This window comes from Sphingobacterium sp. 1.A.4 (assembly GCF_002734245.1).
GTDB classification, from domain to species: domain Bacteria; phylum Bacteroidota; class Bacteroidia; order Sphingobacteriales; family Sphingobacteriaceae; genus Sphingobacterium; species Sphingobacterium tenebrionis.
Window position 1 is genome coordinate 40,376 of the sequence record NZ_PEAZ01000074.1, and the last position, 26,361, is coordinate 66,736.

Sequence of the window (26,361 nt, forward strand, 5' to 3'; positions counted from 1 at the left end):
TCCTGTTTTAACGTTCGATGACCTCTATATCCTTGTTCTCTACCACCGCAAATTTTTCGATGTTAAAACCTTGGGGATTGTTGTCGGAACGAACGGAGTTTACGAGATAGCAGGAAGTAACCAGGTTACGACGTGTTACATTACTTGACCTAATGATGAACTGCTTTGCGTAGGTACGCACCGCATAAGGATAATTGTCAAAGTTGCACACTACACTATCTACCTCTATGCGTTGCTGTACATTACCCGAAATAATACGGCTGTAATACCCTTTTTCAGAAAGGTCTTTGTAATAATCAAAGGCTGATTTATCGGCAAGATTGAAAGCCCTGCTCATATTACTTTCAATGGCATTCTTGTCGGGAGCCAGCGTAAAGAACAGTTCATGAAAACGCCTAACGTGTTCCCGAGCCTCAACAGGTCGATTAATATTGGCATCTTGCGACAGGGCAAGCATTAAGGATTTACCGTTATCCAGTACATAGATTTTTTGACGTTGCTCATCGGCAAAGCTGTAGGATTTCCATACGGCATATCCTACAATACCAATACAGAGAACTGCAAATACTATGGCATACAAACGTATCTGCCTAAAGCTGTTTTCTATATTTCTTAAAGTTTTAAATTCCATTGTTAACTGATTTAATTATTTTATTTTCCCATTAATTTGCCACCGATATTCCCTGCCGCCGAACCAGCTCCTGCACCTGCAATATTTCCAGTTTTCATAGCCGCTTGGTTTACGTTGCGTGTAAAGTTTCCTGCACCTCCGGCTTGGATTACCCATCCTGTTACTGTTGGTATGGTGAAGTATCCGATAATGCCGATAATCATAAAAATGATGTACACGGTATTGCTGGTATCAGGTATATATGTTGGGTCTGCTAGCATAGCTATATCTCTTTCCAATATGAGAGATTGTATCCTTGCCAGCATAGAGCTGAAAAGATCCGAAACGGGAAGCCAGAGATATACACTGACATACCGTGTAATCCATTGTGTGAGCGTGGACTGAAAACCGTCCCATACGGAGATAGCAAAAGCAATTGGACCGAGAATGCTTAAAACAATCAGAAAGAACGTTCGGATAGTATCAATGACTAAAGCCGCAGCTTGGAAAAGTATTTCGAGTAGGTTACGAAACCAATCTTTGATGGCTTTTTCGATCTTGTAGGCTTGTCTGTCCATATACATGCCGGCTATTGTTCCAATATCGGATGGCGACCAGCCCAGTTCCTCCAGCTTTTTATCAAACTCTTCGTCCGATACCATATAGGCTGTTTCTGGGTTTCTGACCATTGCTTCATATTCCAATTGGTCTTTCTGCTGTTGTAGCTTGTTCAGATCAAGTACCTGGTCTTCGAGTATTTGATGGGTTCCGGTTACCACAGGACTTAATACCGCATTAATGGTTCCCAACACGATAGTTGGGAAAAACATAATGCAAAGTCCTAAAGCAAACGGACGAAGTAATGGGAACACATCAATAGGTTCGGCACGGCTTAAAGCCTGCCAAACCTTTAATGCTACATAGAACAAAGCTCCCAATCCTGCCAAACCTTTCGCAACCGCAGCCATATCGCCTGCAAGAGGCATCATATCATCGTAGAGCGAACGCAGAAGTTCGTGAAGATTATCCCATTCCATAATTTACCAGTATTTTTGGTTAGAAGTTCCGTACAGATCAAGCACTCTTTTAGCATCATTTTTCTTTTTTGCTCTCAGGTAACTTACTGATATGTTCTTATTGGTGTAATAGCGTACAAGGCTGTGGTATTCTTTTACTTCTTTGTACACCCGGTCAATAATATCCATACGCTCTTTGTCATTCAGTGAAAGACTTGATGCACTGATGATCTGCTTCAATTCCTTTAGAAGTTCAGTACTTTCATTCAGCAGTGCCGAATACCCGTTACCAATAGCTACTAACTCATTTGGTTTGAAATTCGGATCGTTCATCATCTTACCGAAATTGGTCACATACATTTCAGACACATCGCCCACTAGCAAAACTGTTTGCTGTACCTTACGAGCATCTTTCACAAGGTTGTTGATAGCTTGCAGTTTATCGTAATATTCCTTGCCTTGTTTGTACACTTTTTCAACCTCTTTGAAGTTCTTTACGACATTGCTCACAGTGGATGAAGTCTGTACGATTTCATTCGCTGAGTTGAGAATACCTGAAGCCAAATTTGCCGGGTCAGTTACTACAAATTGAGCCTTTGCGGACGGTGCTACGGCAAACATCATTGCCGTAAGCATCATTAAAAATATTTTTTTCATTGTCTTAAAATTTTTGATTGTTAATAACTATTGATTTAAGTTGTCACGCCTTTGCATAGCGATATGCTTAATGGCGAGTTCCACATTACCGTCCAATTCGGAAGCGAGTTGCATCACTTCCATTTTTTCGGTTTCTTCTGTCGTGTAAGCCAAATATTCCTCAAGGCTTACTTCCGTTGCGTACACTGCCGAGTGTGTTCCGCCCAATCCAATCCAAACTTCCTTGTACAAGCGACTGGCATCGTTGTTCATATTGATGGATAGTACCTGTGCTTTTTCTTTATCCGTGAGCCCAAGCATTGCTTGTATATCATCAAACTTGTTCATATACTTACGCTGGTCTAAGAGGATTTTACAATCGGAATTGTTGATGATACTCTCTTTTACAATAGGCGACTGGATAATATCATCGACTTCTTGGGTTACGACAATAGCTTCTCCGAAGAATTTTCTTACTGTTTTAAAAAGATACTTTATGTACTCAGCCATTCCTTCTTTTGCAATTGCCTTCCACGCTTCCTCAATCAAAATGAGCTTTCGGATACCTTTCAGTCTTCTCATCTTGTTGATAAAGACCTCCATAATGATGATGGTAACTATCGGAAAGAGGATTTTGTGATCTTTAATCGCATCAATCTCAAACACGATAAAGCGTTTGGATAACAAGTCTAACTGCTTGTCCGAGTTCAGCAGATAATCATACTCGCCACCTTTGTAATAAGGTTCTAAAACGTTGAGGAAATTTGCTATATCAAAGTCTTTTTCACGAACCTGTTTTTCTTCGAGTACCCTGCGGTAATCTCCTTTTACATATTCATAAAAGCCATTGAATGATGGGAAAATGCCCTCGTTTTTTATTCGGTCGATATAACCTGAAACGGCATTGGACAAGGCAACTTCCTCTGACCTTGTAGGCGGTTCATCGTCACGTTTCCAAAGCGTGAGTATCAAAGTTTTGATACTCTCACGCTTTTCAATGTCGAACACACCATCATCGGTGTAAAATGGATTAAAGGCAATCGGGTTATCTTCGGTATAAGTGAAGTAAACACCGTCTTCGCCCTTGGTTTTTCCCTTAATCAATTCACACAATCCTTGATAAGAATTTCCTGTATCTACCAGCAATACATGAGCACCTTGCTCGTAGTATTGCCTAACCATGTGGTTTGTAAAAAAAGATTTTCCCGAACCTGACGGACCAAGTATGAACTTGTTCCGGTTAGTGATAATCCCTCGTTTCATCGGCAAATCCGAAATATCTAAATGGATAGGTTTTCCTGTAAGCCTGTCAGCCATCTTGATACCAAATGGGGAAGGCGAATTGTGGTAGTTGGTTTCTTCGGTAAAGAAACATAAGGCAGGTTCTATGAATGTGTAAAAACTTTCCTCGCTCGGAAAATCACCTGCATTGCCTGGCATTCCAGCCCAATACAAGGTGGCTACATCCGTTGTATTGTGACGTGGCTTGCATTCCATCAATGCTAATGCACTACCGCAATCATTCTTTAGTTGTTTGAGTTCCGTGGGATCTTCCGACCAAGCCATAATATTAAAGTGTGAACGAACAGAAGAAAGTCCGAATGAATGTGCTTCGTTCAAGTATTTCTCAATCCACTCTTTGTTGATTTGGTTGGCACGGCTGTACCGAGCCAACGAGTGCATGTTACGGGCAGATTTCTCAAACTTTTGCAGGTTATCCTCGCTGTTATCCAAAAACAGGTATTGGTTATAGATATGGTTACAGCTAAGGAGCAATCCTACAGGTGCAGCGAACGATAATCGACAGTCGCTTCGGTCGGTAGAGAGTTTTTCAAACCGGGTATCAGCCGAAACGGTTGCAGGCAGGTCGTCCGTATCGGACAAGGTGTGCAAGGACAACCTTTTGTTTCCAATACGGACTTCTTCAGCACTGAGTGCGATGTCCTGCATTGCCGTTCCGTTTTCTCTTGACAGCGTTAAGTATTGCTCCAGCAATCCCTGTGTTTCGTCCGTACCAATGATGTCGTCTTCGGTCAAACGTCGCAGGCTTATAAATCCGCTATCGTTCACAATCCGCTCAAACTGAGCCACCGCTTCCATAAATCGGTGTATCGTTTCTTTATTGATTTCCTTTGGAATGAGTGTGCCTTTACAAAGCGAACTGAAATTGCTTTGCATACGCATTCTATTCTTAGTGGTCTTTGTCAGAAACAAATAGCAGTAATGGTTCAGGAATGGTCGTTCGTTGAAATGACGTTGGTAGGATTTTGACAGAAAGCTCTGGTCTTCCTGTACCAAATCGGGAGCGTAATTCTCTTTGATGTACCAATCCTGTTTGTGAATGACGGTAAAGTCTGGTAAGGTTTTGATTGCTTTGTGCCAAGCGGAATGAATAGCCTCGTATTCTGCCGATGCAACGGTAAATAGTTCCGGCAACCGTACTTCAAAACAGGCGGTAATATCTGCATCTTTAGAAAGAATGCAGTTGTTCTCTACTGCCAGCAAAGGAAATTTGTTTTCCAATGTGGCTGTCTTAGCTACATTTCTCATACGTTTTTGGATTTAGGAGTGAATATTAAATACCTGTGTACAGGCTTGCGGCAGATGATGTAACGGGGATGCCTTTTTATGGCTCCCAACTTCATTAGTCCGTGTTCACCATATTTCCTGTTCAGTAAAAAGGTCTGCCAGATGATAAGCGAAGTACCTCCGGTTCCGAGCAGTAGACAGATGTAAGAGTTTACACCTGCCATATACATTATCATCACGAAGATTAAGGTACCGAGCAATCCTCCAGCGAAGATGAACAGGTACTGTGCTTTCAGTCCCTTAAATTCCACCGTTCTTCCGATGCCCTTGTTGATATTGTAATTCATAAGGCAAAGGATTAAAGGAAGAATGAACGCAGAATGGTAGCTGCTACAATCAGGAAGATACAAGCACCGAACCAAGAAGCTGCCGTCTTGCTTGTGTCAGGATCTCCACTACTAAATTTGTTATACACCTTAACACCTCCGATGAGCCCTACAACTGCACCGATGGCATAGATGAGTTGAGTTGCAGGATCGAAATACGACGTTACCATTTGGGTTGCCTCATTAATACCAGCCGAACCATTTCCCTGTGCAAACGCACCAATTCCTGACAACATCGCTACAGTTGCCAGCAAAACTTTTTTTCTTTGTTTTTCCATAATTGAAACACATTAATTTGTTAAGTTCACCCGCACCATGCGGGCTTTCGGGACAAAGGTGTTTCGGAAAACGAGGCAGTCTAACAAATTGGCAGTCAGAGGAATTATTTGGCGGTTAATGGCTTTACAATATATACTTATCAGAAAAAAATACTTAAATTTGACTTATTTAGACAAGTCTTAAAAAAGCAAAATGGCATTTGGTAAACATATAAAAGAACTAAGAGAAGATAAAGGCTTATTTCTACGAGAAGTTGGAGCTGCATTAGAATTGGATAGTGCTTTTATCAGTAAGGTTGAAAATGAAGAAAGACCATTGCCAAGAAAACATATTGAAAGGCTTGCAGAATTTTATAAAATTCCGATTAATGAGTTATTGATACTATGGCTGTCGGATAAGATAATTGAGTTGCTGAAAAATGAGCCTGTAAGCAAACAGGTTTTAAAAATATCTCAAAAAAGATTAAAAAAAGAGGAGAATAAAAAATAATCAAATACTATAACCAGCTATTATGAAGATAAAAAAAATAGAAGTTGAAAACTTTCGATTGCTGAAGACTTTCTCTATGGACCTCGAAGATGAGCTTTCTCTCGTTATCGGAAAAAACAATACAGGAAAGACTTCCATTCTATCAGTTCTGGATAAATTTATAAATGAGAAAAGTAGATTTTCTTACGATGACTTTAATATTGATTTCAAAAACGAAATTGAAGGTTTAATTAAGTCGGGTGATGTTCCAGATGAATTTCTTTCCAAAGGCATTAAGCTAAAAGTTTATATTGAATATAGTGATACTGATGATTTATCTAATGTCAGCAGAGTATTAATGGATTTAGACCCTGACAATAACAATATTGTTTTAGGTTTTGAATACACTGTAAGTTATGATGATTTTTTAAGAATAAAAGCTGATTATGCAGGCTTTGCAGCCAGTGAAAATGCAAAAAATGTTAAGAAGAAAGAATATAAACCAAGGGAGCTAAAATATTTTTTAAAGCAAAACTTAGAAGCTTATTTTAAAATTCATAAATTCTCTTTTGAATACGACACAGCAACAAACAAGATTACTGACACTAAACCAATTGACCTTGTTAGTGAAAATATTAATTTAAAAGACATCATTAGTTTCAAGTACATAAGTGCAAGGAGAGATGTGACAAATAAGGAAAAGGAAAACACACTATCAAAACAAACCTCAAGCCTCTATAAGAAGAAAGAAGATAGTAGCGATAAAACTCAGGCTACAGAAGACTTTAAAGACCAGCTTTCAGAAACCGATAGTACATTAAGCGAGATCTACAAAGACCTATTTAAAGATGTGATAAAAAAAGTACAGGATTTTGGTGGCGTTAAGTTAAATGATACTGACATTGAAATTATTTCAACATTACAACACAGAGAATTACTTGAAGGAAATACTACAGTGGTTTACACTCACGATGACCATAAATTACCCGAGCACTATAATGGTTTAGGATATATGAACCTTATAAGTATGATTTTTGAAATTGAAATTTTAGTACAGGATTTCAAAAAGGATAAAGACAAAAAGCCAGCAGACATAAATCTACTTATCATAGAAGAACCTGAAGCTCATACCCATCCCCAAATGCAATACGTCTTTATAAAAAATATAAAAAAGCTACTTAAGGAGGGTGTTAAAAGAGATGATGGGATAAATAGACCATTGCAGTACATTATTACAACACATTCATCACACATTGTTGCAGATAGTGATTTCAATGATATAAAATATTTGAAAGCAATAGCAAAAAATGATGTGAATGCTAAAAATTTAAAGGATTTAGTGGCTCTATATGATAAAGACCCGAAACACTATCAATTCTTAAAACAATATCTTACAATTAGCAGAGCTGAAATCTTTTTTGCTGATAAGGCAGTCCTAATCGAAGGAGATACAGAAAGAATTTTGATACCGACTTTTATGCGAAAAGTAGACTTAGAAGAAGTTGTTCGTTTAGAAGCAGAAGGTAATGCAGATACATTCTTACCACTTCTGTCTCAAAATATTTCAATTATAGAAGTTGGTGCATATTCACACATATTTGAGAAGTTTATCGATTTCTTAGGTATCAAATCATTGATATTAACAGATATTGATGCTATTAAAGTGACAGGTAAAAATACCAAAGGCGATGATGTTTGGGGAGCTTGTCCTGTTAAAGAAGGCACCAAAACAAGTAATTCTGCAATTGGTCATTTCTTAAATGCTGTAACTTGGGAAGATTTAAAAGCTCTGCCTGTTGGAGGTAGAACAATTATTGTCGGGAGTTCTACAATTTGTATATGCTATCAGCAGGAAGAAAACACCTATCACGCAAGGAGTTTTGAAGATGCTTTTATACATCTGAATAGAGCATTTGTAAAAGAAAATAAAGATACTTTCCAAGGAATAAAAAACGCTTCTGATTTTGATGACGATGAGAAAAGCCCTTATGATTTAGCAGATAAGTGTGTTAAGAAGAAAACCCATTTCGCTTTAGATATATTGTATCATAGTGATGAAAACTTTAGTAATTGGAATATTCCGGCTTACATTAAAAATGGTTTGTTATGGCTGAAGGAAGATTAAATTTAGAACCGGAAGTACAGGAAATTTTTCAGTCAATTGATAACGGCAGGAATTTCCTATTAAGCGGCGGTGCAGGAAGTGGTAAAACATATTCATTAGTAAGTGTTATTCGTCAAGCAATAGCCGAAAATCCAACAGCTAAGGTTGCTTGTATGACATACACTAATGCAGCAGTTAAAGAAATTGAAGAAAGGGTAAACCATAAAAATCTTAATGTATCCACTATACACGATTTCTTATGGGATAGTATTAAACATTTTCAAAAAGAACTTAAAGAAGCTCTTATTTCCTTAGCGAACAATGACGAAGTAACCAAAATTTCTATTGAAGAAGTCAATCCTGTTCCAGATGATTATTATGCAGTTTTGCCTGATGGTGTACAGTACAAAGAGTTTGTTAGAATACGTGAAGGAATTATATCCCACGATGAATTACTTACAGTAGCCAACTATCTCTTTGAAAAATACCCCAAACTTAGCAGTATAGTAAAAGATAAATACAAATTCATTTTCATTGATGAATATCAGGATACAAATAAAGCTGTTGTAGAAACATTTCTTACACATTTCAAGAAAAGTGAAAGAAAGAATATCGTAGGTTTTTTTGGAGATGCTATGCAATCAATTTATGAAGATGGCATTGGTAACTTAGACGATTATAAAGGAGAAGATGCTGAAAAAGTAAACGAAATTCCAAAGAAGCAAAATAGAAGAAATCCCAAACTTATTATTGATTTGGCGAACAAACTTCGTACCGATGGTATAACTCAAGAGCCATCTGCCGACCCGAAAGCTCCTAATATGGCTGGTGGTGTAATAAAGCAAGGCACTGTTTTGTTTCTGCATTCCACTGATGGGAACATCAATAAGGTTGAAGAGTTTTTAGCAGCAAATTATGCTTGGGACTTCAATAATTCAAAGGAAACAAAAGAACTGAACCTTACTCACAATTTAATAGCAGGTAAGGCTGGTTTTAGAACCTTGATGGATATTTATGATAGAGACCACGTGTTAAGCTATAGAGATAGAATTAAGAAATACATTAAAGATAATAACGTAGCTAATGATTTTTCAGAAAATACATTTGGAGAAGTAATTGAAGTATTACAGCAAGGAAAAAGTGGCAGAGATTTAAACGCTGTTCGTCCAACAAATACAATGCAGATTTTTATTGATGGTAATGCCGAATTGTATAATTATGCCAAATCATTAAAGTTTCTTGAATTTTCCAAAATGTATGTTGACAAAGACCAATTACTTGATGATAAAAAGCAAGATGAAGATGATGAAAACAAGAAAGGTTCAAAAAGAGATAATCTTATAAAACACTTATTTAAAATTCAGAATAATATTTCTTTGTATCAAAATAAAAAGTACAATGAATTTTTAAGAGCCACAGATTATCATTTTAAAATAACAAATATTGCAAGCAAAAAAGCCTTAAAAGAAAATATTGAAAGCCTTGTGAATGTTGGAGATAATACGATTGAACAAGTTATTAATGACGCTAACGAAAAGAGAATTTGTTTGATTGATGATAAGCTGATTGCTTTTAAAGAGAACAAAGAGTATTTGTATAATCGAGTGAAGGATGTTAAGTTCAGTGAATTTCAAAAACTATATGAATACCTTGAAGGACAAACACCGTTTTCAACACAGCATAAAACCAAAGGTGCAGAATTTGACAATGTTTTAGTTATACTTGATAATGGCGGTTGGAATAATTATAATTTTGGTAATCTTTTCTTAGAAACAGGGTCAGCAACTGTATTGGATAGAACTCAAAAAATATTCTATGTTTGTTGTACAAGGGCTAAAGAAAATTTAGCGGTTTTCTTTCACAATCCAGATGCACAAGTTATTGCAAAAGCTAAAGAATGGTTTGGAGATGCTAATGTGATTGATATTGATTAAGGTTCATTCATAAAACATTGGGGAGTTAAACAAACTCCCCAATGTCAAAATCATTCAAATCACTTTTCCGCAAAGTGGAAGAACCGGCATCCGTTTCAGAAATGATTGTATTATCCAAAAGCTCCGCAATTTTTCTGGATGCACCGTCCATGGAATTTTCCAGTAGGCTGAATAATTCGGTTCCCTGTATTTTATGAACTATAGCTATCGCTGTTTCCTTTTGGGCTGTTTCCAATTTTTCTTTTTGGAGCAATACCCCCACGGAGCTTAGTTCTTCAAAAGTAACCCCTTGGGCTAAACCATTATTGCCACCGGATATTCCATACCTGTTCCATTCTTCTTCCTCTTCCTCAAAATCAGGCGTATTACTAAAAACCTCATCCAGTTCTTCCTGCGGAATTTGAATACCTAAGTTTTCATTCTCGTCGTATTCTATGTCTAAATTAGCAGGATTAAACTGTAGATCCTCCATTTGGCGTTCAGTGGCGGTGTTTGGCACTAATTGGCATCTTATAGGTTTCGGTTGCCCCATTATATCTGGAAGATTAGGATTGACTTTTTCCTGTTTCGGCTTTTGCTCCGACCTCTTTTTGATAACAATCTTATCATGCAACAATAGCCCAATGACTATCAGCAGGCATATTACAATTAATGTTTCCATAATTATTAAATAGGTTTATACTTGTCGTTATAACTTTTGGTAATCTGTTCGCTAAATTCCTGAAAATGATAATCCAGTAAGTTGTCCAAATAAGCATAAATAGTAATCTTATCTTCGCCAATCACCTGTATGATGCGTGTCAATTTTTCATGAAATTCTGGTCTGATATAAACTGTTTTTCCGTCACGGGCATTGGTGTCTGATTTCTTAAAAAATGTATTTTCGTAATCTATTTCAGAAGTTCTCTTACTACGGCTCTTATCCTTGACAGCCTGTTTATCCTGTGATAGTTCCTTTGGCTTAACGACCACAGTTTCGGTTGCTTTTGGTTCAGGTTCCGGTGGAAGCTGTAACCCTTCTTTCTTTACACCGTCAACCATCAGGTTCATCATTAGCTCCTCGTCAATATCAGGAGTAATTTTTTTCTTATTATCTTTTTCCATAGGGATTATAATTGAATGATTTTTAAAAATTCGTTCATAAAAAGGTCTAGTTGGCAGGCGTTCATCAACCTTTCGTCCGGAGGCATCAGCGTTGAGCGAAAAATAGCTTTGCTGTTCACTTCGCTTTCTTTGCGAAAGCGTGTGCTGTTTTTTACTTGGCTTTGCATCAGGCTAAATCCCAAATCATTGATAAGGTTGTTATACACATCGTATAAAGGTGTGCTCTCCCTGCCATCAACCTGGTTCCAGAACAGGTTGATCGTTTTTATGGACGTTTCGCCTTTTTTCATAATCACGTCTTGCAAGAGCTGTGTGAAAACGAGCGTGCTTTCCATTACTACACGATCTGCCGTGATTGGCGTAAAAATGTGGTGCATTCCCGCCAATGCTTTCAGAATACCCGGCGTGTTTACCGTTCCCGGAAGGTCAAAAAATACAGCATCAATTGAAACCGGAGAAGCCTCAACAAATTCGTTGGCTGCTTCCAGTACGCTATCCGCTCTGTGCTGAATAATTTCGTACGCCTTTTTGTTGATGGTGGTAAACTGTTTATACGCCAGCTTTTTCAAAGCCTCGTTTTCCATTACCATTTTCAAATCACGCTCTTTCATTTTCAACAGGCTATGCTGTGGAAAATCTGCATCAAATACAGCTACATTGTAGCCCAAACGATAATGCAGGATGCTTGCCGCAAGTGTTGTAAACGTACTCTTACCTACGCCACCTTTTTGAGAAGAAAAGGCGATAAAAACTGTTTTGTGTTTTGCATTCATCTCTTTAACTTTTTTTTAATTATTTATATACTCATTTACCTATTTGCGTAGGTGCCTATGTTTGCAGTCTGCTACCTATTTATCTCTGCATATAGATATGTTACTCAATACAGATATATTTAGGCAGGTATCTATACACCTAAACACATACCTCTGTAGGTGTGCAGGTAAGTAAGTTTGTATCGAAAAACCTATTTACTGATGTGCCTGCATCTCTACATGTAGAATTACACAGATAGGTATCTGAACATGTACTTTCCTATGTACTTGTTTTTTTATCTATCTACCTCGATAGTTATATACTTAGGTTGTTACGTGCATAACTATTTATGCACTTATATCCTTTTGTTGGTACAAATAAAAAGAGATAAATAAGCAGTTCTTTCAATGTGGCATTGTTTGGCGTTCAAAGGCATTGTTTGGCACTGTATCACAGTACAATGCTTTCAAAAACAGGTCTTTACTTTGTATAATGATTTTTATTAACGGATTTATGCAAAATCGAATGGACAAAATGGAGTTTAACAGCCACGGCATCGAGCCGTTTTTCCCTGTTAAAATCAATCCGTCCCGCAGGGCGGATTTTTGTGTTCAACAGAACACGGCAAGTTGTGTTTTGAGGCACTCGAAACCGAGTTCGTGCCTCAAAACAACTTGCCCTGCTGGGAGCTGAAAAACACTCTCCGAAGTCGAGGTTTTGTACGGATTAAAAAATGGATTAGTGATGAACGAGAGCAATAATAACAAACGAAATAAGGGCGGTCGTAAGCCAAAGCTTGACCCAAGTACCCACCGTCACGTTTTTCGTCTTACGGACGAAGAAAACGCCAAATTTTTATCGCTTTTTGAAGGATCAGGAATGCCCAACAAAGCAAAATTTATCATTACACAACTGTTCGGAAACAAAATGAAGTCCGTTCAGATTGACAAAGGAACGGTTGATTTCTATATGCGGTTGACTTCGTTTCACAGTCAGTTTCGTTCTATTGGTGTCAATTATAACCAGATTGTAAAGCTATTGTACAAGAGCTTTTCGGAGAAAAAAGCATCGGCATACCTGTATAAATTAGAAAAGCAGACGACAGAAATGGTTGAGCTGTTTAAAAAAGTGCTGGAAATAACCGAGGAATTTGACAAGAAATACCTCAAAAAATAACAGAAATGATAGCAAAAATCGGTAGAAGTGCAAATTTGTACGGTGCGTTGGCATATAATAATCTAAAAGTAGAGAAAGAAAACGGACAAATCTTGTTTACAAATAAGATTATTGAAACGGCAAGCGGGCAATATTCCGTTGCGCAATTGGCACAATCTTTTGCTCCTTATCTTCTGGCAAATCAAAAAACTGAGAAACATACTTTGCATATTTCACTCAATCCCGACCCGAAAGATAATGTTAGTGATGATAAATATCGGGAAATAGCACAACAGTATATGCGGGAGCTGGGTTATGAAGAACAGCCTTTTGTGGTATTCAAGCACACTGATATTGACCGAAGCCATATTCATATTGTATCGGTTTGTGTTGATGAACAAGGCAAAAAGATTTCGGACAAATTCGAGAAAATGCGGTCTATGAACCTGTGCCGTGAACTGGAGCAGAAACATGGATTGATACCCGCAACCGATAAAGAGCGTAACCAAAATGACAATGTTTTCCTCCCGATAGATTATAAGGCAGGCGACGTAAAGAGCCAAATCGCTTCGGTTGTTCGTCACCTGCCAAACTATTACCAGTACCAGACTTTGGGCGAATACAATGCCCTGCTATCCCTGTTCAATATTACCACCGAAAAAGTGGAGGGCGAACTACACAAAAAGATGCGGCAGGGTTTACTGTACATCCCCTTAAATGAAAATGGCGAAAAAGCCGGGCATCCGTTCAAGGCTTCCCTGTTCGGAAAGAGCGCAGGGCTTCCGGCTTTGGAATTGCATTTTGCGAAATGCAAAACGGCTTTGAAAGACCACCCAGGCAAGCAGACCCTAAAAGCTGCCGTTACCGTTGCCCTGAAAACCACGAGCGACGAGCAGGCTTTTAAAAAGCAGCTAATTGAACAGGGCATTAACGTGGTGGTACGACAGAACGATACAGGTCGTATTTATGGTATCACATTCATAGACCATAATTCCAAAGCAGTTTGGAACGGTTCACGTTTAGACAAGGAGCTTTCTGCCAATGTCTTTAATGATTACTGGAATAATAATATCAAACCGGATATAAAAGAAGCTGCTGTACCAATCCCCAAACTATCCACATCAAATGATGCGGATCTTCCTGCGGAAGAACCACACCATTTGTTCGACTTCTTAACTACGGAAAAACACGAAGATGGTTTGATTGAAGCATTGGGCGGTTTGCTACCCGAAGCCCAGGGCGAGGATTATGAGGAACAGGATTTTGCTAACAAGATGAAGAAGAAAAGGAAGAAAAAAATGTAATTCTTCCTTTTATAGTTCACTAAAAATATATTGGATTCGTTCTTTAACATTACGCTGACCTTTCTGAAAGACAGTATATTGCAACATAGTGAATGAAAGAATGGTAATCAGAATTATTTTTCTCATTATCAATAATTATCTATCTGCGTATAACAGCTATCTACTCAACTTCAAAAATTGCCTGAATAGATACAGAAGAACCAACTGGTAAGGAATATGCCCCCGATGTATTTCGTGTATGCTTTCCCTTTTCTCCGAATATTTCCACTGTCAGGTCAGAAGCTGCATTCATCAACATAGCGTGCTGCGTATATGTTTCAGGAGTATTAAAAACGCCAATCAATTGCACACATTTTTTTACTTTGTTCAAATCGCCTCCCACTGCCTCTTTCAAAATTGCAATAATGTTGAGCATAGTAACTTTGGTCGCTTCTTCTACTTGTTGTTCAGTAACATCAATACCGACTTTTCCAGGATATAAAATCTTTCCGTCTTTAAGTGAAACCTGATTGATAAATACTAAATTCCCGGAACGCGAAAAAAGCTCGTAGTTTCCTACAGGTTTTGGTAATTCAGGTAAAACAATATTTTTCTGTTTCAATACCTCGTTGATATCCACTGTGTATGCAGATTTAGTTTCGATTGACTTTTGTTTGAAAGTTCCTTTTAATGCCGTGGAAACTTTAGCAAAATTTTCTCCCTGGAATTTGGCAAGATAACGTTCGCTTTTGCTTGGTCTTGTCACATCTTTTAAGGAAGCCAGACTAGTTGTACCTAACACCGAGTTCCCTTGCGGTATATTTTTTTCTATGTTTTCATATCCACGAATACCATTTGATACCAGTATCATACCGTGTACTGCCAGACTATTCCAGAAAGATTGCAATGCCAGTTCTTTTCCGGCTCCGCTTCCTGCAGACATAAAAACAGTTGCAGGCATACCTTCTAATTCGTGTTTTGTCCAGACATCTACCGTTTTTGATAAAAATTCGCTCATTGCCGTACTGATATTCCCGAAGTACACAGGCGAGCCAAAAGCTATGCCATCGTAGGAACTTAATTCATCAACGTTGGCTACGGGAATGTCTTTCAACTTGACATTATCTGATGCTTTCACCAACTTTATAGTAGCATTAGCATCGCTATTTTTCTCAATTCCTTCGGTAATGTTCTTTGCCAGTTCATAAGTGCCGCCATTATCAGAATGGATAAGCACCAGTATGTTTGTTTTCTTATTTTGAGCCATAGCAGTAGTGTTGATTGATAATAAAAAGGAGAGCGTGAAAACTAAAAATGAGATTGTTTTATTCATTGCACAGGAAATTTTTCTAATAATATTGCAAAATTAAATATTTCGTTTTTATTAGCTTTGCCAAAAAGTATATTTAAAACGCAATGCTAAAATGTGGTCTTAAGGAAACAACTCCTGGCAATTATTCAGATGATGTTATAAGCGATGCTTATATATGGCAGCAACAAAACTGGAAACACGATGATTACGAGCATTCTCACGCACGTTATCAGCTATCCTATGTTACAGAGGGTTTTCAGTATTTTTACATAGAGAATAAGGTTTATTTTGTACCTCAAAATCACGCAATATGGATACCGTCAAATATAAAACACCGCATATCATCATCAGCAGAAACCGTTAATCTGACAGTATTGCTCTTTAAGTATATTCCGCAAAATCAATTTTACAATTCCGTAAAGATTTTCCGTGTTCCTATTGTCTTACACGAAATGCTCAATTATGCAACTAAGTGGAATAAACAACTTATTGAAGATGATAATCAGAAAGTCTTTTTATTAGCCATTTTGCAAAACCTTCCAGATTTTTATCAGAAAAATAATGCTTTGGAAATCCCTGTACCTTCAGACGAGCGACTAATTCCGATTTGCAGTCATATCAATGAAAATTTCAGATATGAGTTTAAAGTCGAAGATTATGTAGAAATTGCGAATATGTCGGTACGCAATTTACAACGTATCTTTAAAAATGAAACGGGGATAACCATACAGAAATATATACAGCTTACCCGTATTTTGAAGAGTATTGAACTAATTGATACTAAAAAATATACCCTTACAGAAGTAGCATTCAAAGTAGGATACAAGAGTTTGTCCGCATTCCTTACTTCCTATAAATCATTAATGAAATCCGCTCCTAAATAAATACACTGATTAAGCCAAATACCGCCACGTACTGCCTTAGACTACCACAATCTTATAACTATTCCGCACAGACTTTAAATTCACGCCCGAACATTAAAACTCAAAATAATGCAGGGAGAGGACGATTTAAGAGGCTTAGCCAAGATAATGGCTTTTATGCGGGCAGTCAGTATTCTATTGGTACTGATGCACCTTTATTGGTTCTGCTACGGGTTCTTTTTAGAACGTGGCTGGACACTGGAAGTAATCAACAAGATTTTAGGCAATTTCGACAGAACGGCGGGTTTGTTCTCACATACCCTATATACCAAAGCCTTTGCTTTGGTATTGCTCGCTTTAAGCTGTTTAGGCACTAAGGGCGTAAAGAATGAGAAGATAACCTGGACTAAAATTTACGTGACTTTGGGTATCGGTTTCGTGCTGTTTTTCCTGAACACACCATTGCTAAAGCTATCCCCGGCAGTAGGCACGTTCCTGTATATCCTGACTATATCGTTAGGCTATATCGCTTTGCTGATGGCGGGTGTATGGATGAGCAGACTATTAAAGAACAACCTGATGGACGACGTTTTCAATAATGAAAACGAGAGCTTCCAACAGGAAACAAAGCTGATGGAAAACGAATATTCCGTCAATCTACCCACAAAGTTCTTTTACAAAAACAAATGGAACAACGGTTGGATTAACATCGTGAACCCTTTTCGAGCCTCGATTGTGTTGGGCACACCAGGTTCGGGCAAGAGCTATGCAATTGTAAACAACTACATCAAGCAGCAGATAGAGAAAGGGTTTAGTATGTACATCTACGATTTCAAGTTCGACGACCTTTCTACTATTGCCTACAATCACTTACTGAAGCATCGGGATAAGTACGAAGTACAACCCAAATTCTACGTGATAAACTTCGACGACCCACGCAAGAGCCACCGTTGTAATCCACTCAATCCCGAATTTATGACGGACATATCGGATGCCTACGAAGCGGCATATACGATAATGCTAAATCTTAACAAGTCGTGGATTTTGAAGCAAGGGGATTTCTTCGTGGAAAGCCCAATTATATTGCTTGCAGCCATTATTTGGTATCTCAAAATCTACGAAAACGGGAAGTATTGCACTTTCCCGCACGCCATCGAATTGCTGAATAAAAAGTATTCGGACGTGTTCACGATTTTAACTTCCTATCCCGATTTAGAAAATTATTTGTCATCGTTTATGGACGCTTGGCAAAGTGGCGCACAAGACCAATTACAAGGTCAGATAGCATCGGCAAAAATTCCTTTATCAAGAATGATTAGCCCGCAACTGTACTGGGTTATGACGGGCGACGATTTTACGCTCGACATCAATAACCCGAAAGAACCAAAGATTTTGTGCGTAGGTAATAACCCCGACCGCCAAAATATTTATTCGGCAGCTTTGGGTTTGTACAACTCCCGGATCGTAAAATTAATCAACAAAAAAGGACAGTTAAAAAGCTCCGTCATCATCGACGAGCTGCCGACGATATATTTTAGAGGACTGGACAATCTCATCGCAACGGCGAGAAGTAATAAGGTGGCGGTATGCCTGGGTTTTCAGGACTTTTCGCAATTAACAAGAGATTACGGCGATAAGGAAAGCAAGGTTATTCAGAATACCGTCGGTAATGTTTTCAGTGGGCAGGTTGTAGGCGAAACGGCAAAGAGCCTTTCCGAACGCTTCGGTAAAGTGTTGCAGAAACGCCAGAGTATGACCATCAACCGAAATGATAAATCTACTTCTATTTCAACTCAGTTAGATAGTTTAATACCGGCATCTAAAATATCGACGCTAACACAAGGGATGTTTGTAGGAGCAATTTCAGACAATTTTGATGAACGTATTGAACAGAAAATATTTCACTGTGAAATCGTAGTAGATAATGACAAAGTAGCTTCCGAAACTAAAGCCTATCAAAAAATACCGCAGATTTTATCTTTCACAGATAAGAACGGTACAGATAATATGAAACAAGAGATTGAAAAAAACTATCGGCAGATAAAATCAGACGTAGTTCATATAATTGAAAGTGAATTGGAGCGAATTAAAAACGATCCAGATTTGCAGTATTTGGTGCAAGAGTGATAAAATAAAAGGAAGATGTTAGATCTCCCTTTTATTTTGCCCGTATACTATGTTACTAAAATATACTACGAGGTATATGAATACCTTTTGTCCGTATAATGCCTTCCTGAAATTTTGGAGTTTCTTTCTGCTTTTCCACTTGCTCCAGAGCATCTGCTTTTTTATCTGGCGAAAGGGATAATTGTATCTTCCGGTCAATACCTGCTAATTCGGTTTTGAGTTCGCTTAGTCGTTTTTCCTTTGCCCAGGTTCCGTTTACTACTTGCTGAAGTATAGGTATATCTTTTTGGAACTCTATGATATTCTCTTGCTCTTTTTTTATGTAAGTTGGCAGTTTTTCCAATGCCCTCAAAAAGTTCAATGATGCGGTTTCGGGTTCTTTTGCCATTACACCACTGTTGAAGGTATATTTGATATTTCCCTCGCCCTGAATAAAGAAACGGTTATGTTTTTCTACAAGACTGCTACTATCTTTTTGTGTGGCTTCGGTTTTAACCAAAAGCTGAAAACCGTAAAGATTTCCGATTTCTTCATAATCTCCACCTGTACGAGCTTTGTCCGCAAGCTCATTGAGTTTAGTTCCAATCTGTTTTGGGTTTGCATTAGCTGGTAGGTCGGCTAACTGAACAGCATTAATAATCGTACCGTCCTGCTTTTTCTGAATACGTCCTTGAAGGTTAGTCCAATCAAGGCTCATCCTGTCAAAGCGGGATTGAGCTTTACCCAGTTCTGCCGTAAAATCTTCCAGCTTGTATTTCGCACTTGATTTGGAACGGTTAAACGCCTGTTTTTCGCTTTCCAATCCAGCAATCTGTTTTTCTACTTTGGCTTTATCCAACAGGTCAGTATTTCCCGAAAGAATTGCTACATATTCTGAGAAATTCATTCCCGATTTTTCGTCCATACTGCCCTCATCAATAGTACGTTTACCGAGATTATTGGATTTTAATTGGTCGATAAATAACTGTTTATTGAACAACAGATTAAACTTATAACTATCTAGTGATTTTTCAACGGCATAGATAACTACATCTACTTTATTATCGGCAAAGAACTTGGCAATCTCATTGCCTTTGCGGATTGCTCGACCATCACGTTGGGCAAGGTCACTTGGTCGCCAAGGTGTGTCCAGATGATGAATGGCAACAGCTCTTTTCTGTGCATTGACACCTGTACCGAGCATACTTGTTGAGCCGAATAACACACGGATTTTGCCCTCATTCATTCCTTTAATCAGTTCCTTACGTTGGTTGTCCGTTTTTGCTTCCTGTATAAAGCGTACTTCGTTTGCAGGTATACCGTGGTCTTCCACGAGTTTGCGTCTAATTTCGGAATACACATTCCATTCATTAGGCTTATACGTTCCCAAATCCGAGAACACGAACTGCGTTCCTTTCTGTGCGTTGAATTTGTTGTAATATTTGGCAATATTACCTGCACAATGTGAAGCCTTGCTATCGGGATGGTCTTTGTAAGCTCCGCTTACCATTTGCATATCTAATGACATCTTACGGGCATAGTCCGTAGCAATCAGCATCTTTGCTTTTTCTTCTGTTGGAGATAAGGGCGGTCTTCCCAACAAGACTGCATTTCCTGTTTTGGCAAATTCCATCAGTTTTTTAATAAATACATCCTGGTCGGGAGTTGGTGGAATGTTATACAGGATTTCATTTTTTACAGGTCGGTCGATACCAATATCCTTTGCAGTACGGTAATCCGTAATTTCCGAGTAAAACTGTGCAAGCTCGGGTACTTTGATAAAGTATCGAAAACGTTCTTTCGCCACAATATTGTTGGCAACCGAAAACTCATAGTCAGTCGTTTTTCGGGCATAGATTGCTGCCCACGCATCAAAACAGTTAATACCTTGTTTTTCCAATGCCCGTGGTCGCAGGTATTTAAAGAGCAGGTACAATTCCGTCAATGAATTGCTGATAGTTGTACCCGAAAGAAAGGTTGCACCCATATCTGCATCGGTACGCTCCTGTATGGTTCTGATTGCAAACAGCAGGTTTAACGCTTTTTGGCTACCGTCCACGTTACCCAATCCAGCTACACGGCTGTGACGGGTGTTAAACATCAGGTTTTTAAACTGATGGCTCTCGTCGATAAATAAATGGTCTATGCCCATCATTTTAAAATCGACAATATCATCTTTGCGATTTTCAATATCGTGCTGTAAAGTCTTTAGCTTTACTTCGAGGTTTTCTTTCCGTTTAATGGACCCGGCAAGCATACCTCTTGTTACTTCAGCTCCCTGCGACTGCATCGCATCGAGGTTTCGCTCCACATTATCCAATTCTATTTCGAGGATTTCCTTTTGAATTTCTGGCGATTGCGGTATCATACCGAATTGGTCGTGTGTTAAAATCACACAGTCCCAATCGTTGTTTTTAATATCTCCGAAAATTCGCAGGCGTTTTTGCGGTGTAAAATCTTCTTTGCCCGGAAAGAGGATTTTAGCGTGTGGATAGGCAGTGCGATAGGCTTCGGCGATTTCGTGCACATTACTTTTCAGCCCGATTATCATTGGTTTATGAGCAAGTCCCAAACGCTTCATTTCCTGTGCTGCCGTACACATTATCAATGTTTTTCCTGCACCTACTTCGTGATCGCAGATAGCACCGTTATTGAGTTTAATCATCAATACGGCATCTTTTTGACTTCCGTACAGGTCTTCAATGCCCAATGCTTTACGGTCTAATCCCGGAAACTCCTGATGGCTTCCATCATAGTTTGGGCGAACAAAACAATTAAACTTATCATTGTATTGGTCGGTTAGCCTTTTTTTAAACTCATTGCTCTGTGCGTGTAACCAATCGGTAAAAGCGGTACGTATTTCGTCAATTTTAGTGTTTGCCATCTGTATGGCTTCCATATCCTTTACTTTGACTTCCTTGCCGTCTATTTCGACTTTTTTGGTGATATCGGGCGTCGTATTGACAAGAGCGTGTTTGAGCAGAGCAACGCCATCAAACGTCCTGCTTTCAGCCTTTACCGCATATTTTACCCATATATTTTGATTGCCCCGATTACAGATTACGGAAAAATTATCGGAACTGTCGGAATAATGGATATTCACTTCCGCATCGAACAGGTGCGAAGCAAATTTGGCATAAATACCTGTGGGTATCCAGCGTTCACCAAGGTTAAAGTCCAGTTCCTCAAATTCGATACGTCTTGGTCGGGCTTCTTCCAATACCATAAGGCTGTGCTTTGCTTCGGTATTTTCGGGATTGCTTTCTACATATTCTATTATTTCCTGTGCTTTTTCTACCACGTTACCGGCTATCCAGCGTTCGGAAATTTCGTATTCACTTTGCAGGGGATTATAAAAAATACGACCGTGCAGAGCATCTTTCAAGGCATCTGCAGACATACTGCTGATTTCGGACATATAGTCCAAATCAACACTTCCGTATTTATTCAATGAGGATGCTAATGCTTCTTCGGGATTATCGGTTGCTAATGTTGTCGTGGAAAAACTTACAGGATGGCTGAAAATATCCGCTTTATGGATAACACTCCCTTTTACACGCTCCAAATAAGGGATTTCTTTTCCGGCACTATCCGTCTTAATCAGCTTGATATTATCGGCACTGTTCAGACTACCGTACCTTTTTACAAAAGCATCGTACAGTTGGTTTAAATTTTCTCTTTCTGCCTTATGTTCGGTTTGTAGTTCCGCTTCTTTATTGTAAAGCTGTTGGTAAATATCACGTACTCCGATATACGCTTCGGCTCTTGCTTTCTGTAAAGAAGGTAATTGCAATGGGTAGAACATTGCAGTTTTATCCACTTTATCTACTTCCTGTAAATGACCTACCCAACCATTATCAACCACAAGGCAATCGTTACGATGGAACGATTGCAATTCGCCACTATACGGAGCAGGCTTAGGAATGGCTGCAAGAACAGGTACGGAAATAGCTGGTTTATCAGCCTGGTCATTTCCGTTAGACTGCGAAAATAAATCGCGAATAATTTCCTGTTTTGTTCCGTTGGGTGGAACGGTTCTATTGACCGAGCCATTGGAAACTGAAGGCGTATAAGGTTGCTGCATTGCTGAACTGAACAGGTCGATTTGGCGACCAATGTTAGCCCGTTGTTTTTTGGTAGTTTGCTTTTTAGATTTCGTTGCTTTCTTTGGTGGAGTTAAAACCGCTATGTTTTCATCATCATTTTCAAACAGGTCGAAAATGCTTAACTGTTTTAATTCCTGCGGACTTTCCAGTATGATGGCTGATTGTGTTAAACGATGTTGTTCCGGCTGAATGATTTCACGCTCTTGAATTTCACGTTCAATAACTGGAGGTGTAACAATGGGCTGTGTCGGAATTTGAACAATAGGTTCATCATTCCGTTTTTCTTTGTACAAAGACAAGTTTAAATGCTTTCCAAAATCATCGGAAAGCATCTGTTCAAGGCTATTTGCAATGCCCTCAACACCCTTGTTGTGTGTATAGATTAAAGCAGGTTGCCCGTAAGGGTCGGTAGCTACTTTCCAATGTGTATGTACAATTTGTCCACTTTTATCTAACAAAGCATTGCTTGGCGTACCGTAGCCTGTTTTCGTACTTTGGCAAAATAAATCTTCTCTTTCGGTCAGATTTTGTTTTGCTGTATTCTTTTGGAGAATGATAAGATCACTGCCGACCTCAGTACCTGCATAATCAGTAAATAGATTATTGGGTAAGCGAATTACGGATACCAAATCGTTGTTTTCCATCAACGCTCTGCGTATAGGCTCGTTATTCGGACTGTTTAAAATCCCTTGTGAGGTAATAAAAGCCTGTAAACCGCCCTCACGGAGCATATCGTTACCTTTCAGAAAGAAATAATTGTGAATGCTTCGGGCAGCCTGAACTTTTGCACTCTCTTTACTACGAGAATACGAAAGGTCAAAAACAGAAGTATCGCCAAAAGGGATATTGCTGGCAACAACATCGTAACTGTTTTGTTCTTTTTCGGGTATTTCTTCAAAACCGCTTATACGGACAGTGCTTTCGGGATAAAGCTGTTTTAATATTTTTCCTGTGAGCACATCTTTTTCATAGGCTGTAACTTTGGTTTCGTTCCCTGCAAAGGATTCGACAAATGATCCGATACCTGCCGATGGTTCAAGGAACTTGTCAATGTGCAAACCCTTATCACGCATTGATTGCGAAATGGCATCTATCACCTGCGGTGGTGTATAAAAAGCGGTTAGTACCGAGCTTTTCATACTGTCCACGTACCTGCGGTATTGCTTTTCGTCTTGGGGATTTTCTTTTAGCAGTTGGTGGAGTTCCTGCACAATCGGGAAAAGGTTATGTTCGGTTTTTCTCCAATGGTTGATGTCTATATCATCCGCTATGGGGTTCAGCACGAATTTAAGACCGCCAAATCCGCTGTATTGCATCATTAGCAGTCTTTCGCCTACGGTGGCTTGACGGTTCTCCTTTTCCAGTTTAAAAGCAATTCGTAAGGCATCAATGTTTTGTTGGAGATGTTGCTTTTTACTGAAGCCCATTTTTCTCTATCCATATTGCAATGGTTCCAGTTACTTCGGTATAAAGAGCATCAAACTCATAGGTGTAAGCGAAATCATCAGTTAATTTATAGTTGGAGAAAACAGGCTCACAGACGGTGAACATTTTAAGAGCGAACGGTCGTAGTTCTTCGTCTGCCATTAGGGTATCAAACTCATTGCATACGACTTGGAAAACCGTATCGAATTTGGAGAAATGCAGATTTTCAAACAGGATATAATTGGCAATCTCGTTGCATTGCTCAACTACGTTTCCCGAACGGAAAGCCACCTCATAAGCATTGGCAGCCCACGATGAACGTTGGTCGATAAACTTTTGGTCGTGTGCCTTTTCAGGGAAGCTGCTGTTTAATAATTCTTGCAGTCGTAACCTGAAATACGATAGGTCTTTTTGCTGTGTACTCATACTATAATTTTGTTTAGAATTTTGCTTGAAGCCTAAAATTATAAGCGGAAGCAAATGCCTTTGTGAATGTTGCAAGGTTTGGCGTTGAGAGGCGGTATTTGGCGTAATAGAATGAAAAGACAAAAAGGATATTTCTTTACGGCAGATATATTATAATATTTTTTTAATACATTTGTCGTTCCAAAAGGAAATGGTGTTCTTCCTTACCCAACCGCTTTTAAAAGCTGATGACGCCTGATTAAATTAAATGTTTAACATTTTAATCGGGTTGGTTATGTCAATAAATAACAAAAAGTCATTCGGTCAAAAAATCAATTTATCTACGAAAGTATTTTTCAGAAAGTATCCTTCAATTTCCTACATCCTTAAATGGACATTTTTATGTTTGCTTATCGGACTTTGTGTTGGTAGTGCTTCAGCAGGTTTTCTGCAATCATTGGACTGGGTTACAAATTATCGTGAAAATCATTTATGGTTAATTGCATTATTGCCAATTGGTGGTTTTTTCATCGGTTTGCTCTATTACTATTTGGGCAAAGACATTGAAGCAGGAAATAATTTGCTTATTGACACCATTCACAATCCAAAAGAAATTATCTCGTTCCGAATGGCTCCGTATGTGTATATCGGAACTATTGCTACGCATTTTTTTGGCGGCTCGGCAGGACGTGAGGGGACGGCTTTACAAATGGCGGGTGCTATTGCCGACCAATTTGTCAAACCTTTTCGATTGACAGAGAGCGAACGAAAAATTTTAATTATTTCGGCTATTTCCGCAGGTTTCGGCTCCGTATTCGGAACACCATTAGCAGGTGCAGTCTTTGGTTTGGAAGTTTTTCTAATCGGACGACTGAAATATGATGCTATTTTTCCTGCATTTGCCGCAGGAATTATTGCCGATTTAGTTACCAAACTTTGGCAGACACATCACACACATTATCACATCAATTTTGTACCCAACATTTCATTTCTAAATATTATATATGCAATTATTGCAGGGATTATTTTTGGGTTATGTTCCGCAACATTTAGCAAGGTCATTCATAAAACAAGTGCGATTTTTAAATCAAAAATTGAATTTGCTCCTTTTCGTCCCTTAGTTGGCGGAGTGATTGTGGCTTTTGCGGTTTGGGCAATCGGCACAACAAAATACATTGGGTTAGGTATTCCAACTATTGTTCACTCGTTTGACCAACAATTACCTGCATATGATTTTGCGTTGAAAATGGCTTTTACTATTATCACACTTTCGGCAGGTTTCAAAGGCGGCGAAATAACGCCGTTATTCTTTATCGGAGCAACTTTGGGAAATACTATAAGTTTATTCATTCCGTTACCAACAGGACTTTTGGCAGGAATGGGATTTGTTGCTGTATTTGCAGGAGCAACCAATACACCATTAGCTTGTATTATTATGGCAATTGAACTATTTGGTGTTGAATGTGGTGTATATGTAGCTATCGCTTGTGTAATTTCGTATCTCTTGTCAGGCCACACTAGTATTTACGGTAAACAAATGATTGGCGAACCAAAGAACCGCAGATTTTCAAATCACCAAGGAAAACGCTTAACTGAACTCAATGGAAATCATAAATAAACAATTTGTAAAGGATAAAAATATTAAATCCACTTAAATTGCTAACACACTTACTGACTACCCAATATTTGAAGCATCCTGCCGACTTCAATATCCATTCGGGAAGAGGCAAACCATTTTTTGCCGAGGTCTTTGAGTGATGACCCGATGTGGTAAAGCTCTGTCTTGTCAATAATTTAAAAACGGTCGTTGATATAGAGAAATTTTTATACTTATTTTTTCGGTTACAACAAAGATAGATTTGGTTACATCCCGGATTTTTAAACCAC

General features: G+C 38.6%; 20 protein-coding genes and 1 riboswitch. Of the genes, 8 read left to right on the forward strand and 12 right to left on the reverse strand.

From position 1 onward, the window contains the following. Positions 1-7: 7 nt before the first annotated feature. The 6 genes from traK to CRJ00_RS12725 are packed head-to-tail and all read right to left on the reverse strand — an operon-like array spanning position 8 to position 5,455. Positions 8-631: a conjugative transposon protein TraK gene (gene traK, locus CRJ00_RS12700; protein ID WP_038330852.1), complete on the reverse strand. Its 624-nt coding sequence runs from the start codon at positions 629-631 to the stop codon at positions 8-10. 20 nt (positions 632-651) lie between these two features. Next, entirely contained in the window at positions 652-1,647 is a 996-nt protein-coding gene (gene traJ, locus CRJ00_RS12705; protein ID WP_038330855.1) for a conjugative transposon protein TraJ, read from the reverse strand. Between the two features lie 3 nt (positions 1,648-1,650). Then, positions 1,651-2,283, reverse strand: coding sequence for a DUF4141 domain-containing protein (locus CRJ00_RS12710; RefSeq protein ID WP_038330858.1), 633 nt, complete (start codon positions 2,281-2,283; stop codon positions 1,651-1,653). A 27-nt stretch (positions 2,284-2,310) separates the two neighbouring features. Beyond that, on the reverse strand, positions 2,311-4,812 hold the full coding sequence (locus CRJ00_RS12715) for a TraG family conjugative transposon ATPase (RefSeq protein ID WP_038330860.1): 2,502 nt from the start codon (positions 4,810-4,812) through the stop codon (positions 2,311-2,313). Then, the gene (locus tag CRJ00_RS12720) at positions 4,809-5,138 is read right to left on the reverse strand and encodes a DUF4133 domain-containing protein (protein ID WP_038330861.1); all 330 of its coding nucleotides are present in this window, start codon (positions 5,136-5,138) and stop codon (positions 4,809-4,811) included. The genes CRJ00_RS12715 and CRJ00_RS12720 overlap by 4 nt, the downstream gene beginning before the upstream one ends. Positions 5,139-5,149: 11 nt before the next feature. Further along, positions 5,150-5,455 (reverse strand): DUF4134 domain-containing protein, encoded by a 306-nt coding sequence (locus CRJ00_RS12725; protein WP_038330864.1) that lies wholly within the window; start codon positions 5,453-5,455, stop codon positions 5,150-5,152. Between the two features lie 193 nt (positions 5,456-5,648). On the opposite strand from CRJ00_RS12725, the gene CRJ00_RS12730 reads away from it, so the two are divergent. Genes CRJ00_RS12730 through CRJ00_RS12740 form a run of 3 tightly spaced genes read left to right on the forward strand, consistent with a single transcriptional unit; the run spans position 5,649 to position 9,962 of the window. Then, a complete protein-coding gene (locus tag CRJ00_RS12730) occupies positions 5,649-5,945 on the forward strand; it encodes a helix-turn-helix domain-containing protein (protein WP_038330866.1) in 297 nt (98 codons plus the stop codon). Between the two features lie 22 nt (positions 5,946-5,967). Continuing rightward, positions 5,968-8,049, forward strand: coding sequence for an ATP-dependent endonuclease (locus tag CRJ00_RS12735; RefSeq protein ID WP_038330868.1), 2,082 nt, complete (start codon positions 5,968-5,970; stop codon positions 8,047-8,049). Next, a complete protein-coding gene (locus tag CRJ00_RS12740) occupies positions 8,031-9,962 on the forward strand; it encodes an ATP-dependent helicase (RefSeq protein WP_038330870.1) in 1,932 nt (643 codons plus the stop codon). Before CRJ00_RS12735 ends, CRJ00_RS12740 begins: the two co-directional genes overlap by 19 nt. A 25-nt stretch (positions 9,963-9,987) precedes the next feature. Here CRJ00_RS12740 and CRJ00_RS12745 read toward each other — a convergent pair whose 3' ends face one another. Genes CRJ00_RS12745 through CRJ00_RS12755 form a run of 3 tightly spaced genes read right to left on the reverse strand, consistent with a single transcriptional unit; the run spans position 9,988 to position 11,839 of the window. After that, positions 9,988-10,623 carry a hypothetical protein gene (locus CRJ00_RS12745; protein ID WP_038330872.1) on the reverse strand — a complete coding sequence of 212 codons (636 nt, stop codon included), beginning with the start codon at positions 10,621-10,623 and terminating at the stop codon, positions 9,988-9,990. Positions 10,624-10,628: 5 nt separating this feature from the next. Beyond that, a complete protein-coding gene (locus tag CRJ00_RS12750) occupies positions 10,629-11,066 on the reverse strand; it encodes a DUF3408 domain-containing protein (protein ID WP_038330874.1) in 438 nt (145 codons plus the stop codon). 5 nt (positions 11,067-11,071) lie between these two features. Then, the gene (locus tag CRJ00_RS12755; protein WP_038330876.1) at positions 11,072-11,839 is read right to left on the reverse strand and encodes a ParA family protein; all 768 of its coding nucleotides are present in this window, start codon (positions 11,837-11,839) and stop codon (positions 11,072-11,074) included. Positions 11,840-12,563: 724 nt separating this feature from the next. On the opposite strand from CRJ00_RS12755, the gene mobA reads away from it, so the two are divergent. Together mobA and mobB are read left to right on the forward strand one after the other, a co-directional pair. Further along, the gene (mobA, locus tag CRJ00_RS12760; RefSeq protein ID WP_038330878.1) at positions 12,564-12,995 is read left to right on the forward strand and encodes a conjugal transfer protein MobA; all 432 of its coding nucleotides are present in this window, start codon (positions 12,564-12,566) and stop codon (positions 12,993-12,995) included. Between the two features lie 5 nt (positions 12,996-13,000). Further along, positions 13,001-14,278 carry a conjugal transfer protein MobB gene (mobB, locus tag CRJ00_RS12765; protein ID WP_038330880.1) on the forward strand — a complete coding sequence of 426 codons (1,278 nt, stop codon included), beginning with the start codon at positions 13,001-13,003 and terminating at the stop codon, positions 14,276-14,278. A gap of 160 nt (positions 14,279-14,438) precedes the next feature. Here mobB and CRJ00_RS12770 read toward each other — a convergent pair whose 3' ends face one another. Next, the gene (locus CRJ00_RS12770) at positions 14,439-15,590 is read right to left on the reverse strand and encodes an Atu1372/SO_1960 family protein (RefSeq protein WP_038330883.1); all 1,152 of its coding nucleotides are present in this window, start codon (positions 15,588-15,590) and stop codon (positions 14,439-14,441) included. Between the two features lie 83 nt (positions 15,591-15,673). On the opposite strand from CRJ00_RS12770, the gene CRJ00_RS12775 reads away from it, so the two are divergent. Both CRJ00_RS12775 and mobC read left to right on the forward strand, forming a co-directional pair. Then, positions 15,674-16,453 (forward strand): helix-turn-helix domain-containing protein, encoded by a 780-nt coding sequence (locus CRJ00_RS12775; protein ID WP_038330885.1) that lies wholly within the window; start codon positions 15,674-15,676, stop codon positions 16,451-16,453. 108 nt (positions 16,454-16,561) lie between these two features. Continuing rightward, positions 16,562-18,559, forward strand: coding sequence for a conjugal transfer protein MobC (gene mobC / locus CRJ00_RS12780; RefSeq protein WP_038330888.1), 1,998 nt, complete (start codon positions 16,562-16,564; stop codon positions 18,557-18,559). Positions 18,560-18,614: 55 nt separating this feature from the next. Here the strand turns inward: mobC and CRJ00_RS12785 are convergent, their stop codons facing one another. Beyond that, on the reverse strand, positions 18,615-24,071 hold the full coding sequence (locus CRJ00_RS12785; protein ID WP_038330890.1) for an N-6 DNA methylase: 5,457 nt from the start codon (positions 24,069-24,071) through the stop codon (positions 18,615-18,617). Continuing rightward, positions 24,058-24,495, reverse strand: coding sequence for a DUF1896 domain-containing protein (locus CRJ00_RS12790; protein WP_038330892.1), 438 nt, complete (start codon positions 24,493-24,495; stop codon positions 24,058-24,060). The genes CRJ00_RS12785 and CRJ00_RS12790 overlap by 14 nt, the downstream gene beginning before the upstream one ends. Positions 24,496-24,672: 177 nt before the next feature. Next, positions 24,673-24,739: riboswitch (Fluoride riboswitch) on the forward strand. A 30-nt stretch (positions 24,740-24,769) separates the two neighbouring features. Between CRJ00_RS12790 and CRJ00_RS12795 the strand changes: the two genes are divergently transcribed. Further along, positions 24,770-26,092: a voltage-gated chloride channel family protein gene (locus tag CRJ00_RS12795; protein ID WP_084106827.1), complete on the forward strand. Its 1,323-nt coding sequence runs from the start codon at positions 24,770-24,772 to the stop codon at positions 26,090-26,092. The last annotated feature ends 269 nt before the right edge of the window (positions 26,093-26,361 follow it).